The organism is Lactobacillus nasalidis, assembly GCF_016587775.1.
Lineage (GTDB): Bacteria > Bacillota > Bacilli > Lactobacillales > Lactobacillaceae > Lactobacillus > Lactobacillus nasalidis.
This window is the reverse complement of sequence record NZ_BOCG01000484.1, coordinates 1-12,759: the sequence shown is the minus strand read 5'-3', so window position 1 is coordinate 12,759 and position 12,759 is coordinate 1. Positions and strand designations below refer to the sequence as shown.

Here is a 12,759-nt window from a genome sequence, read left to right as displayed (position 1 = left end):
CAGCTGCCAGCAGGAGTTCCTGCTTTAAGTCCTGGATGGAAAAAGCCGCCGGCAAATCAAGCTTGACCAAAAGGCCATCCTGTAGGCTGGTCTGGCAGGCCTGGCCAGCCGCCAGGAGAAACCAGTCGCCAGGCCGGATCTGCCACTGCTGCTGGCCGGCGCGCAAGCGCCCCGTCCCCGCCAAAAGCACCAGGGCAGTCAAAGACTCCGTCTTCCATTCTTCAGCTTCGTCGCCCAATAAAGTGATCCGGCAGGCCGTGGTCTGCCCCATTCCCTTGACGAGCGGCAGGGCGGCATCCCCCGCCTCCCGCAGTTTTTTGCGCAGCTTGGCAATTTCAGTCATCGGCTTCTCCTTTCTTTAAAAAATGACAATCCCAGAGCTTGCGGCTGTTTTACCGCTTGGCCAGCAGCTTCTTCTCCCGCAAGCGGGCCCAGATGGCGATAAGCAAGGACAAGAAGACCAGGATAAAGGCCGCCCAGAAAATCGCGTGAATGGCCCCGTAGAGGATGCCCTCCATCTGGCCCAGGTACTGCTTGGGCAGGCGGGCCCGGGTCTTGGCATCCGACAGGTGGTTGAGCATGGCCAAGGTGATCTTGCCGCCGCTGGCCTTGACCCCCTTGGCCAGGTGCTCATTGAGGATTACCCCGAAAATGCTGGAGGAAATGGCCATGGCCAGCATCCGGATCAGGTAGGAGAAGGAAGTCGCGACCGGCACGTCCTCGCTTTCCGCGTCTTCCTGGACCTTGACCTGGAGCTGGTTGAACATGACCCCGTTGCCCCAGCCCTGCAGCATCCCGGCAATCAAAATCCCCCAGTAAGGGAAAAAGCGCGGGGCCACGGCCATCAGCAAGTAGCCCGCGGCCAAAAGCCAGCAGGTGGACAGCATGACCTGGTAGGCCGACCAGCGCCGGCGCATTTTTTCCACTGACAAGGAGCCCAGCATGTCGGTAAAGGCCCCAGGAATCTGGGTCATCCCCCCGACCAGGGCTGTCGTGGCCATCAGGCCTTCAGCCCACATCGGCGCGTAGACGCTGTAGGCGGACATGGCCGCCCAGATCAAGACGAACAGGGTGAAGTCGATGACCAGGGGCAGATTTTTGAACAAGCGGCCCGGAATGATCGGGTCCTCTGCCCGGCGCTCGATAATGACCAAGAGACCAATGAAAATCAAGGCAGCGGCAAAAATCAAAAGAGCCGTGGCAATTCCGGCAGAGTCTACCAGCTGGGTCCCTAGCAAGAGCGCCACCACGCCCAAAGACAGGCAGATGGCCCCGCCCAGGTCCACCTTGCGCACTGGCCGGTCTTTTTCCTCTTCTTTGAAAAAGATCTGGATCAGGACGATGGAGATCAAGGCCACTGGAATATTGATGTAGAAGACCCAGCGCCAGGACAGGACGTCAACGATCCAGCCCCCAAAGAGCGGCCCCAGGATCGTGGCTGTGGTGAAGAAGGCGGACACCATCCCCAGGACCTTTAGGCGCTTGTGGGCGTTGGGATACAGGTCTGAATAGATGATATAAGGAAGAGACACCATCCCCCCGTTGCCGATCCCGGCCAAAAGGCGGAAGGTCAAAAGGAAGGACATCTGCTGGGCGCAGCCTTGGAGCAGCGCCCCCAGCAAGAAGCAGGCGGCTGACAACTGGTAGGCCAGCTTGTTGCCCCGGCGCTCGCCCAGTTTGCTCCAAAGCGGCGTGGAGACCGCGGTCCCCAGCAGGAAAATGGCCACCAGCCAGCCGGTATATTCAATCCCGTGCAAATCGGCAATGATCCGCGGCAAGGCGGTGTTGATAATCGTGTTGTCCAGGCCGGACATGACGTTCGACAGCATCAAGGCTACCGTGATTATTCGTCTTCGTTGATCTGACATTTTTTCGCTCCCACTAAAAATAAAGTCCGTAAGTTTAGGATACAGCTAAAAAATTGCCAATTAAAGCTTCTTTCCCAGATTATTTTAAGAAAAATGCTATGAATCGGTTTTTTCAATCAGTTTGGACAAAGTTTGAATTAGACAGGCCTCAGCAGATCAAATATAATTGAATAAGAATCAACCAGACTAATCAACGGGGTGCCGCAAGGCTGAGATGATACCCATGGAACCTGGCCGGGTAATGCCGGCAAGGGAAAATGAAGCTTGACTTTCGGTCGCCCCAGTTTTGAGGTGACTTTTTATTTTGCAAGCAAAACTTACCGTTCAACATCTGTCTTTTGCCTACGGCGACCGGCAGGTCATCAGCGACCTGTCCTTGACCCTGCCGGCGGGGACCTTTTCCCTCTTGATCGGGCCAACCGGCTGCGGCAAGTCGACTCTTTTGAAGATCATGGCCGGCCTCTACCCCAAGTACGGCGGCCAGCTGACCAGCGGACAGGTCGATTTGGGCAACCGAAGCCAGGCCATGATGTTCCAGGAGGCCGGCGAGCAGTTCACCATGGCCACGCCCAGAGAAGAGATCATTTTTGCCATGGAAAACCTGGGCAAAAACAAAGAAGAATTTGCAGACCGGCTGCAAAAGGCCAGTGAGTTCGCGGAGATCGGCCCGCTTTTGGACCAGAAGATCGTGACCATGTCCGGCGGGGAAAAGCAGCGGGTGGCTTTGGCCGTCTTGGTTGCCATGGACGTGGACCTCTTTTTATTGGACGAGCCTTTTGCCAGCGTGGACCCAGCCGCCCGCCGCTTCTTGATTGACCGTTTAGCCAAGCTCAAAGAGCAAGGCAAGACCATCATCATTACCGACCACCTTTTTGACGACTACCAAGGCAAGGTGGACGGGGTCTACCGCTTTGAAGGCGGGCAGGTAGAGCTCTTGAGCGCGGATGAACAAGCCCGGCTCCTGGACACTCAGCCAATCGGCCTGCATTTTGCCCTGCCGGAAAATGAGCCAGCGGCTTTTATCATGAAGAATTTTGCCATCAGCCAAGGCCGGCCCTTGCTTGAGCAGATGGATTTGTCCATCCCTAAAGGAAAAGTAACTCTGATTACGGGGCCAAACGGCAGCGGGAAGAGCTCACTGTTTAAGGCCATGACCAAGCTGCTGGACTACCAGGGGTCTCTTTCCTGGGAGGGCAAGGAAGTGGCCAAGCTCAAGGAGCGGACCTACTTCCAGCATGTGACGCAGATTTTTCAAAACGCGACTGACCAGTTCATGGCTATTACCGTCAAAGAGGAGCTGGCTTTGAGTCAAAAGCACGCGTCACCCTACTTCACGCAGGAAGTACTGACCCAAGCTCTTGCTGACCTGGATTTGGCCGACCACTTGGACCAGGTGGTCTACTCTTTGTCAGGCGGGCAGAAAAAGAAGCTGCAGATTCTCTTGATGCTCCTGTCTGGCCAGGAAGTGCTCTTAATCGATGAGCCTTTGAGCGGACTGGACCAGAAGTCGATTGAGCAAGTCGTGAAGCTGTTGCAAGAGTGCCAGGAAAAGAGCGGGCAGACGATTCTGCTGATCAGCCACCAGTTCTACGGGATCAGCACTTGGTGCGACTACCACCTGCGCCTGGCTGGCAAGAAGCTGGCTTTTGTCCAAGATTAGGGGGAGGAAAAAATGACTAAAAGCAAAATGAATCCCAGCTTGAAATTTCTGCTGACCTTGATTATTTCACTGGAGTTGTCTTTTAGGGTCAGCCTCATCAGCAACATCATCGTCATTTTCCTGGCCTTTGCCTATCTCTTGTACCGGCGGATCAAGCCCAAGGCCCTGGGCGGGATGCTTTTGGTAGCGGGCCTGGCGGCAATTACCGTCTTTTCTTCAGGCTACATCTTCAGTGACCACCGCGACCTCTGGTATGCTTTGGACATTTCCAGCCGGGTTCTCGTGTATACCTTTACCACGGCCTGCCTGACCATTTCAACCACGGCAGAAGAGATGGCCCGGTCGCTAGAACAGAACCTGCACTTGCCGAGCAAGTTTGCCTACGGAACCTTGGCGGCCTTGAACATCATCCCCCGCATGCAGGCCGCGGTCAAGCAGATCCGGATGGCCGGGATGATGCGGGGAGTCTACCTCTCCTTTTGGTCCCCGGTCCTCTACTTTAAGGCGATTCTGGTGGCTTTAAACAGTGCCGACAACCTGGCCCAGGGGATGGAATCCCACGGCTACCGGGAAGGCGCTCCGCGGTCGGTGATCGTTGAAGTGCCGCTGACTGGGAAAGATTGGCTGCTCTTTATCCTTGCTGTCGTCTTTTTGAATCTGGGAGCTTTTTTACTGCCATAGAAATTGCAAAAAAATTTTAGCAAAAAAGTTATAAACTTGACCTAGATCAATTTCTTTTGCCTGGGGAGGTCCTATAATACTAAGTATCAAGAGAAAAATTGTTACTTAAACAAAAGAAGGGAAATTACCATTATGAAGAAATTAGACGCTACCACTTTGACTGCTGACCAACAAAAGTTCTTTAACGACGCTTTGGCATTCGTTGCTTCCGTTGACAAGGACGGCAAGCCACAAGTTGGTCCTAAGGGTTCTGTAACTGCCTTGGACGACAAGCACCTGGTCTGGAGTGAAGTTACCTTCTCACACTTGTGGGAAAACATCAAGAACGGCAGCAAGGTTGCTGTTGTAGTTGCTGACGTGCCAAGCCACACTAACGTGCGCGTGGTCGGCAGCGTGACTATCCACGAAGGCGACGACTTCGCTAAGGAATACGCTGCTAAGGTTGGCAAGCCGGAAACTGCTGCTGCCGTAGTAGTTGAAGTTGAAGAAATCTTCGCTTAATCAATCTCAAAAGAAGCTCCTAAATACTAACCCCCTGGTTGATTTTCATCCAACCAGGGGGTTTTCTTGTCAGTTATTCAGTTTAGATTTTTTGCTTAACTTCTTGCACGTGGACAATCATGACCTTCCGCAACCAAGGCAGATCAGCTTTCATGAGGTCAAAGTACTTGCCAGCTTCAACGAATTCGCCAGTAGCATAAACGTGGTAGCCGCGGCCTGGACCTTCAGTGCCTTCAAACTTCATGGAGCCGAAGGTTAGAATCAGTTGGCTGTTTTGAGTCGCTATATCTGCTTCAATTGACCGCATCCCAGCAGCAGGCACAAGGAAGGTTGAGTCATCAACCACCTTGATGTAGCTGCTCCAGGTGTTGACCACATGGGCTGGAGTGGCTTGGTAGGAAACGATCGTTACTGGTTGTGGATCGCTGATTACCTCCAAAAAGTTTTGACTTAAAGTAGTGCTTTCTTCTAACATATTTAAACTCTCCTTTTCTTCTTGTTGTAGATATCATAAAATGAAAAGGTGGCAATTAGCGGCACCTTTTAACCAAAAAAAGGAGAAAAAATTGCAAAAATCTGAGCGGCTCAATCAAGAACTGATTTTTTTAAGCGACAAGAAGCGTTTTAACCTGCGGGACCTAATGGACAACTTTCAGATTTCCAAGCGGACGGCCCTAAGGGATATTGCCAGCCTAGAGGAACTTGGCTTGGCCTTATATGCCGAGGCAGGCCGGGCTGGCGGCTATTCACTGATTCAAGAGGACCTGCTGACCAAGATTTACTTCAATTCAGATGAAGTCGCCGCGATATTTTTCGCGCTCAAAGCCATGGAGCAGCTAAAAGAAACACCATTTAACGAATCTTTCCAGATGATCAGCCAAAAGCTGCTCAAGAACCTGGCAGCGAGCCGGCAGCAACAGGTCTTAGCCTCACAAGCAGCGGTTTCCTTCTTCAACACCCCGGCAGTTCACCACAACCCTTACTTGCGCCTGCTGATGGAGTCAATCCTGCACGACTCCCTGGTCCGGGCCAACTTCAAGGGCCAGCAAGTCCTGCTGCAACCCTGCCAACTCTTTTTTAGGGATGGCAACTGGTTGTTTGCGGCCTATGACTTGCTGGGCCAGGCCTTTTGGAACTACCGCTGCGACCAATTGCAGAATTGTACTGAGCAGGCTGCCGTTCCTAATAAGCTTAGTTTAGCTGAATTGAAGCAAAAGCAGCTAGAGTTTGAGCATGACAGTTCAGACCAGGGATTTAAAATTCTCCTCAACCACCGGGGCCAGGAACATTTTTTGAAAAATCGCTACCCAAATATGCAGCTTGAGCATGAAGGCGAGATTACTTATTTGACCGGCTCATATACGCCACGCACATTTGAGTACTTAATTGACTATCTCTTGACTTTTGGACTGAACGCGAAAATCATCACGCCAGAAGAGCTAAGAAGGAGCTTTAAGGAGCGGCTGGCTGCCATACTTGACCAATACAACTAAAAAGCCCCTAATTGGACTATATTCCAATCAGAGGCTTATTTTTTTGCCCATAAAAGGCCACAGGCCAGGGCCGCGTAAAGCAAGTACAAGATGCCGATTGAGATGTACTCATGAATGTTGAAGACAAAAATCAAGACAATAACCGCTAATGCTACAGCAGTTACGTAGCCAACTGCCGGGCTGAGCTTAGTCAAAGGAATGATTCCCAAGAAAAGGGTCAGCAGAGTGATCGCGATCATACCGGCAATCGCCCATGAAACCGGACCTGGGTTGCCCAAGGCAAAGATCCACTGAACTGCCATGAACAAGGCCAAACAGATGCCGGCCAGCAGAAAGACAGTTTTGACGGCTGGCTTAGTTGCAAAGTTTTTCATCATAATCACGCTCCTATTTTTAAAAAACTATTCACTTATATTATAAGTTCAATTTTAATTTTTGAGCAGTGATTCTTGCGGCAGCCGTCATTTTTTGCTTTTGTTAAAAAATCCGCCTACCAAACTTGCGTATGTTAACGCGCGGTTCTTGCTAAGTTTAATAACTTTTGCTCTTCACAACGTTCTCTTCTGAGCTATGTTTTCTTGCAAAAAGCGGCTAACAGCCAATAACACTAAGGCCAAGAAGTTAAGTAGCAAATTGCCCGGACCAAAAGCGATTGGCGTAATCAGTCCTATCAACGTCAAGGCAATGCAAACTAGGCCAATAATCAAGAACGGCTTGCGGGGAATTTTTTGGGCTAAATACAGCTAAGGCTAATTCTGTCAGTAAGACCAAAATTAAAATCACATGGCCAAAAACCGTTACCTTTAAATCAGTTCCTTTGATCGTTCTTAGGGCATTGATGTAGTCCTTTAGATTTGAGCAAACTACCACAGTCAAAAAGCATAGCAAGATTACATCAACCACTTTGACTAAAATCTTTAAGAATTTCATCTCTATCACCTTCGTTTTTACCCAACCCAGGCCATCACGCAGCTGACCAAGCTGACGATCAAGAGGATGCCGGCCAGCCAATAGTTAAAGACCGCCTTCCCCCGCCAGCGGTAGCTGGCCAGAACCAGACTGACCGCCAAAGCAACAACAGCCAAGGTCCAGTACCAGGTCAAGCCGAAATACAGGCCTACCACCCGGTCAATTACAAGGCCCAGCAAAAGACAGGCGCCAATCACCCAAGCCGCTGCAGGAGCCAGCCACTTACTCAGCCAGACTCCCAAAGCAGCCGCGGCAACGAGCAAAATAAAGGCATCATAAAGCAGTTCTGTTGCCTGCCCATGACTGCCACTGAAGGCATAACCGGAAGCCGTCTGGCCAACTAAATTAATGATCAGCGACACTGCAGCTGCCGTCAAAAGCAGGTCATTAGCCAGCCACATGTAACGCTCTGTTTTAGTCATTTAAATCATCCCTTTCATGACTCATTATCCGTTTACATGGCTATTCTACATCGCTTTTTTTAACTAGAGAGCAAAATTGCAGATATGAATTAGCGTTTGCAGATCTGCAAATCTTCACAAGAGAAAATGATCGACAAATCTTTCCAATCCAGACTCTCTGAGTATCCCCTTGATCCTTTCCGCCTCCTCATCTTGCCTTGAAAAAAGCCCCGCGTAATACTTGCCTAGCAAGCGGTAAGCCACAAACTCCGGACAAGGAGACAGCTGTCCTAAAACTTCAATTGCCTCCTTCGCCGCCTTGGCAATGCCTTCTTTCCTGCAACGCTGGCAGAAGCTGACACAGGCCTTGCCTACCGCTTCCTGCTGGTCTCTGGAAAAATTATCGATCTGTTGATACTTGTCCAGCAGTTCGCTCAGCCAAAAGTAAGCAATATCAAACTTCATCAATTGAATCGCCGCGGCAAATACAACAATTGCTTCCGTATCATCCATCCAATTGTCCAGACTAAAGAAATAATCCGATACCTCGTTTTTTAGCTGCTCATGATCTTTAAGGTCTGGATCCAGCAGATAAGCCACCAGGTCACTACCAATTCGCAAGGCCGGCTTCCCCGTCAGATTGGCCGCCTGCTCTTTCAAAAAGCTCATCTTTTCCCAGTTCCAATCATAAAAGGCGCTCTTCACCCGGAACTCGATATTGATCCAGTCAGCCTCTTTTTCCTCCCGCCGGCTGTAAATCATTTTGGTGAAAAAGTAGCCTAGATCGTAATTATGGCTTTCCAAAAGCTCCAGCAGATCCTCAGCCTTGATCCGCTGCTCCCCGCTCTCAATCCGGGAGTACCGGGCCACTGACATGACTTCTCCCACCATTCCCTGCTGGGTCAGGCCCAAATCTATTCTCGTCTGCTTGAGTAAATCACAGATCTCCATTTTTTATTCAGCTCCCCCTGATAAAACACTTTCACCCTTGATTCTAGCACTAGATTAATTCGCATACAAAAAGCCTCTCCCGCATATTTTCCAGGAGAGGCCAATAATTTCTATTCTACTTGTGGTAAGGACTGCCGGAGTTGATCATAAAGGCCCGGTAGATCTGCTCAATCAAAACCAGCCGCATCAATTGGTGGGGCATGGTCAGCTTGCCGAAACTGAAAAGATCGTTGGCCCGCTTGTTGACCGCGTCACTGGTCCCCAGGCTCCCCCCGATCACGAAAGTAATGTCGGAATGCCCGTAGGTTCCCAGGTCCTTCAGTTCCTTGGCGAACTCTTCACTAGCCCGCTCTTTGCCCTTAATGGCCAGAACGTAGACATATTCCTTGTCCTTGATCTTGCTCAGGATCCGCTCGCCTTCCCGCTTCTTGACCTCTTCCATCTGGGCCGGGCTGAGGCTTTCCGGCGCCTTTTCATCCGGCACCTGCACGATCTCCACCTTGGCAAAGCGGCTCAGCCGCTTCTGGTACTCCGCGATCCCGTCCTTAAAATACTTTTCTTTTAATTTTCCAACGCAAACAATTTTGATATTCATAATGCCCCTATTTTACCATTTCTCCGCCTGTCCCCACAATTAACAGTTTATCAACCACCCTTTTCCACAGCTGTGGACGGGCACTTTCTAGATCTAGTGGACCAGGACAGATTTCTGTCTAGGTCTAGCTTTTTGCCAAAAATTTTTCCGAAGTTCGTGTAACCATTCCACAAAAAGCCTGTGGACGGGGGCTTTTCACAAACAATCCCTTAAAAAGCCCGTCCTAGCGCCTTGAACAGGTGTTTTAACATGACTTTTCACCGTGAAACTTACACACAATCCACAGGTTATCCACAGCTTTTCCAGCCTTTTCGCCCCCGTTTTTTGCACAATTCACAGTCTTTTCCACAGAATTGGGGATAACCGCCAGGGGAAAATTTTCCTTGACAAGAAATAAAGCCGAACTTTATCCAGGATTCACCCGGATTTTATTTTGAAAAAAGCAAAAAATCCAGCAGATCTGCTGATCTGCTGGATTATTTGTTCTTAATTAGTTGCTGGCCTGCAGGGTTACCGTGAAGGTCATGCTCTTGCCGTTCCGGTTGACCGTGATCTTGACCTTGTCACCGACATTGTGACTGTACAGGATGCTGTGCAGGGTGGCCACGTCGTTGACCGTCTTGCCGTCAGCCTGGGTGATCACGTCGCCCTTCTTGATCCCGGCACTGGCTGCCGCGCTGCCGGAAGTTACGCTGGCTACGTACAGACCCTTCTTCAAGCTGGTTGAGATGCCCAGCTGCTTCTTGTAGTAGCTGTTCAGTTCAGAAATTGCCGCTACCTTGATGCCCAGCTGCGGCCGGGTGATCTTCCCCTTCTTGACCAGCTGGTTGACAATCGTCACGACTTCGTTTGACGGGATCGCGAAGCCCATCCCTTCAACCGAGTCGCCGCTGCTGGAGCTGGACAGCTTCATGGAGTTGATCCCGATAACCTGCCCGTCCGCGTTAACCAGAGGACCGCCGGAGTTACCGGAGTTGATGGCCGCGTCAGTCTGGATGACCGTCATCTGGTTGGAGTTGTAAGTGATCGTCCGGCTTGGCGAGGAAACGATCCCCTGCGTTACCGTTGAGGCATATTCAGACCCTTCTGGTGACCCGATGGCAATTACCGTCTGGCCTGACTGCAGGCTGCTGGAGTCGCCGAATGAAGCCGTCTGGGTCACGTACTTGGAGTCGATTGACAGAACTGCCAGGTCACTGGTTGAGTCCTTGCCGACTACCTTGGCGGAAATCGTCTTCCCGGAAGCCAGGATGACCTTGACCTTGGCCGCCCCGGAAATAACGTGGTTGTTGGTGACGATGTAGCCCTTGCCGTTTGCCGTCGTGTAGATGACGCCGGAGCCTTCAGAGTACAGGGTCAGCGACTTCTTTGCGCTGGATGAGCTTGAGCCGGAGTCAGAATCGCTGTCGCCGTAGCCGAACATGCTGTAGATGTCTGAGCTGGAAGACGAACTTGAAGTGTACTTGTAGTTCAAGACGGAAACAACCGCGTTTTGAACCTTCTTGTACGCGGAGGTCATCGTTCCGCTGGTGGTCGTTGACTTGTTCACCTTGGTCGTGCCGCTGGACGAGGTCGTGACTGACCCGGTTTCCCCGGTGTTAGAGCTGCTTGAGCTGGCCGTCGATGATGAAGTATTGCTGTTCATGTTGGCGGCTGACAAGCCACCGTAGGCGATCCCGCCGCCCAAAAGTCCGGCAACGACACCGATGATCGCTGCCTTTGTTAACAAACGGTTATTTTCCTTCTTGCGCTTGTTTTCTTGCTTGCCTTGTTCTTCAGACATTGTTATCACTCCTTATCGTTGTCATTATCATATCCAAGCTTTTTGAACATTATATGAACAAAACGTATTAAATCGATTAAAGGGTCTGCATTATAAAATTATTAAAGAACTTGGCGTCATTGGCTCCGTGTCGATCAGTTCCAGATCGCTGGCAACATCGGCCTCTTCTTCGGCCAAAATGCGTTCCGCGGCATCCCGGGCCAGGTAGTTCAGATTGTTCTTTTGACTGCGGTGGGCCATGAAAACGTGCTTGGTTCTGGAAGTGATGACCCGGGCCAGGGCTTCCCCGGCCTGTTCGTTGGACAGGTGGCCGTGGTCGGACCGGACCCGCTGCTGCAGGCTCCAGGGATACGGGCCGCTGCGCAGCATCAGGTCATCATAGTTGAATTCCAGCAGATAGGCATCCGCATCCTCGATCTCGTATTCGACCGACCGGGGTACGTAGCCGGTGTCCGTCAGGCAGGCCAGGCGCTTGCCGCCGCTGGAGAAGACGTAGTACTGGGGTTCAGCCGCGTCATGGCTGGTCGCGAAGGCCGTCACTTCCAGATCGCCGTAGGATTTGGTCTGCCCCGGCTCAATCACGTTGATCTGGTCTTCAGGCAGGCGGCCGATCTTGCCGGTCTCCTGGAGATACTTCCAGGTGCCGGTGTTGCTGAAGGCGTTCAGCTGCGGGTAGCGGCGCATGAGAACGCCCATGCCGCCGCTGTGGTCGGTGTGGTCATGGCTTAAAAAGACCATGTCCAGGTCTTCGATCGCCACGCCCACCTTGGCCAAAAGCTCCTTGGTCTTCTTGCCGGACAGGCCGGCATCCATCAAAATCTTGTGCTGCTTTGTCATCAGCAGGCTGCAGTTGCCTGCTGACCCGCTGGATAATACCGCAAACTGCAAATTTTTTCCTTTCCCGCTTAATCATCCAATGTACTGTTTTGCAAAAGCTGGCCGCTGAAGGCGTTCACCCGCTTGAGGCTGCTACTCTTGCTGCTCTTGTTCTCGATCCAGACCAGCCAGGTCGGGACGAAAATCACGCTGCCCCGGACCTCAGTCAGCTTGGTGTAGCCAAGCTTGACCTGCATCACGCGCGAATTGTCGGACAATTCCCGGGTGGTGTAAAGGTTGGTGACCGCCCGCCAGGGGCTGATGGTCGTCTGCAGTTCCCGCACGCTGGCCAGGTCGCTCAGATAGGTCTGGTAGTAGCCGGTGATCTTCTTGTTCTTGACGTTGACCACCAGCTGGCCCAGACTGCTGTACAGCTGGCCGTACTGGGTCTTTTGCACGTAGACGTAGCTGCTGTTGCTGGAGAGATTCTTCGCGTAGACGTACTGCTTGCCGTGCAGGACATAGTTGCCGTCGTTCTTGAACTCGCTGACCGACATCCGGTCCAGGGAGATCGCGGTCTTCATGGTCGCGTACAGGACGCGGTCGTCATCGGCATAGTTGGTGGTCACGTCGCTGCTGAGCTTTTCGGCCGCCGTCTTCAGGTCAGTCTTGCCCCGGGAGGCCAGGTAGTAGCCCGCGTCCCCCTTTTTGGACAAGGAAGGCACGGAAATGTTGTCTGACTTCATTTCGGCCTTCAGGCTGGTCGAGGTCGTCACCGAATTGGTCGACGAGGTCAGGGTGATCGGCGCCTGCCAGAGCTCAACCAGGAGGTAGATGTCAACCAAAAAGAAGAGAATCAGAAAAAGCCATTCGATTTTCCGGTGATCCATTTAATTGCCTCCCTCCTCTGAACTGCTGGAACTGGACGCGGCTGCCGAACTGGAGCTGACACTGCTGGAGCTGGCGCTGGATTCAGCTGCCGGCTGGCTGTAGCGCGAGCTGCTAGACGCCTGCGTCTGGCTGCTGGCTGGCGCCTGGCTG

At 51.9% G+C, this 12,759-nt stretch carries 14 protein-coding genes and 1 pseudogene; 4 read left to right on the top strand and 11 right to left on the bottom strand.

Going from position 1 to position 12,759, the window contains the following annotated elements:
- A pseudogene (locus lacNas_RS09285) lies at nt 1–343 on the bottom strand (helix-turn-helix domain-containing protein); the annotation flags it as partial.
- A 49-nt stretch (nt 344–392) separates the two neighbouring features.
- Nucleotides 393–1,868, bottom strand: a complete 1,476-nt coding sequence (locus lacNas_RS09280; protein ID WP_201331570.1) for an MFS transporter — start codon at nt 1,866–1,868, stop codon at nt 393–395.
- A gap of 304 nt (nt 1,869–2,172) precedes the next feature.
- On the opposite strand from lacNas_RS09280, the gene lacNas_RS09275 reads away from it, so the two are divergent.
- The 3 genes from lacNas_RS09275 (at nt 2,173) to lacNas_RS09265 (ending at nt 4,710) form a co-directional block, all read left to right on the top strand.
- Nucleotides 2,173–3,528: an ATP-binding cassette domain-containing protein gene (locus lacNas_RS09275; protein ID WP_201331569.1), complete on the top strand. Its 1,356-nt coding sequence runs from the start codon at nt 2,173–2,175 to the stop codon at nt 3,526–3,528.
- A 12-nt stretch (nt 3,529–3,540) separates the two neighbouring features.
- A complete protein-coding gene (locus lacNas_RS09270) occupies nt 3,541–4,209 on the top strand; it encodes an energy-coupling factor transporter transmembrane component T family protein (RefSeq protein WP_201331568.1) in 669 nt (222 codons plus the stop codon).
- A 132-nt stretch (nt 4,210–4,341) separates the two neighbouring features.
- On the top strand, nt 4,342–4,710 hold the full coding sequence (locus lacNas_RS09265; RefSeq protein WP_201331567.1) for a pyridoxamine 5'-phosphate oxidase family protein: 369 nt from the start codon (nt 4,342–4,344) through the stop codon (nt 4,708–4,710).
- Between the two features lie 82 nt (nt 4,711–4,792).
- Here lacNas_RS09265 and lacNas_RS09260 read toward each other — a convergent pair whose 3' ends face one another.
- Nucleotides 4,793–5,185: a pyridoxamine 5'-phosphate oxidase family protein gene (locus tag lacNas_RS09260; protein ID WP_201331566.1), complete on the bottom strand. Its 393-nt coding sequence runs from the start codon at nt 5,183–5,185 to the stop codon at nt 4,793–4,795.
- A gap of 91 nt (nt 5,186–5,276) precedes the next feature.
- Here lacNas_RS09260 and lacNas_RS09255 point away from each other — a divergent pair, with 91 nt between their 5' ends.
- Nucleotides 5,277–6,203 carry a helix-turn-helix transcriptional regulator gene (locus tag lacNas_RS09255; protein ID WP_201331565.1) on the top strand — a complete coding sequence of 309 codons (927 nt, stop codon included), beginning with the start codon at nt 5,277–5,279 and terminating at the stop codon, nt 6,201–6,203.
- 35 nt (nt 6,204–6,238) lie between these two features.
- On the opposite strand, the gene lacNas_RS09250 is transcribed toward lacNas_RS09255, so the two are convergent.
- The 8 genes from lacNas_RS09250 to lacNas_RS09215 form a co-directional block, all read right to left on the bottom strand.
- Nucleotides 6,239–6,580, bottom strand: a complete 342-nt coding sequence (locus lacNas_RS09250; protein WP_201331564.1) for a hypothetical protein — start codon at nt 6,578–6,580, stop codon at nt 6,239–6,241.
- 244 nt (nt 6,581–6,824) lie between these two features.
- Nucleotides 6,825–7,133, bottom strand: a complete 309-nt coding sequence (locus lacNas_RS09245) for a hypothetical protein (protein WP_244660725.1) — start codon at nt 7,131–7,133, stop codon at nt 6,825–6,827.
- A gap of 17 nt (nt 7,134–7,150) precedes the next feature.
- On the bottom strand, nt 7,151–7,594 hold the full coding sequence (locus lacNas_RS09240; RefSeq protein ID WP_244660724.1) for a hypothetical protein: 444 nt from the start codon (nt 7,592–7,594) through the stop codon (nt 7,151–7,153).
- A 114-nt stretch (nt 7,595–7,708) separates the two neighbouring features.
- Nucleotides 7,709–8,524, bottom strand: coding sequence for a helix-turn-helix domain-containing protein (locus tag lacNas_RS09235; RefSeq protein ID WP_201331563.1), 816 nt, complete (start codon nt 8,522–8,524; stop codon nt 7,709–7,711).
- Between the two features lie 115 nt (nt 8,525–8,639).
- Entirely contained in the window at nt 8,640–9,119 is a 480-nt protein-coding gene (gene rlmH, locus lacNas_RS09230) for a 23S rRNA (pseudouridine(1915)-N(3))-methyltransferase RlmH (RefSeq protein WP_003620648.1), read from the bottom strand.
- 490 nt (nt 9,120–9,609) lie between these two features.
- Nucleotides 9,610–10,902 carry a S1C family serine protease gene (locus tag lacNas_RS09225; RefSeq protein ID WP_201331562.1) on the bottom strand — a complete coding sequence of 431 codons (1,293 nt, stop codon included), beginning with the start codon at nt 10,900–10,902 and terminating at the stop codon, nt 9,610–9,612.
- A 90-nt stretch (nt 10,903–10,992) separates the two neighbouring features.
- Nucleotides 10,993–11,790: an MBL fold metallo-hydrolase gene (locus lacNas_RS09220; protein WP_201335855.1), complete on the bottom strand. Its 798-nt coding sequence runs from the start codon at nt 11,788–11,790 to the stop codon at nt 10,993–10,995.
- A gap of 17 nt (nt 11,791–11,807) precedes the next feature.
- Nucleotides 11,808–12,608, bottom strand: a complete 801-nt coding sequence (locus lacNas_RS09215; RefSeq protein WP_201331774.1) for a two-component system regulatory protein YycI — start codon at nt 12,606–12,608, stop codon at nt 11,808–11,810.
- Nucleotides 12,609–12,759: the final 151 nt, after the last annotated feature.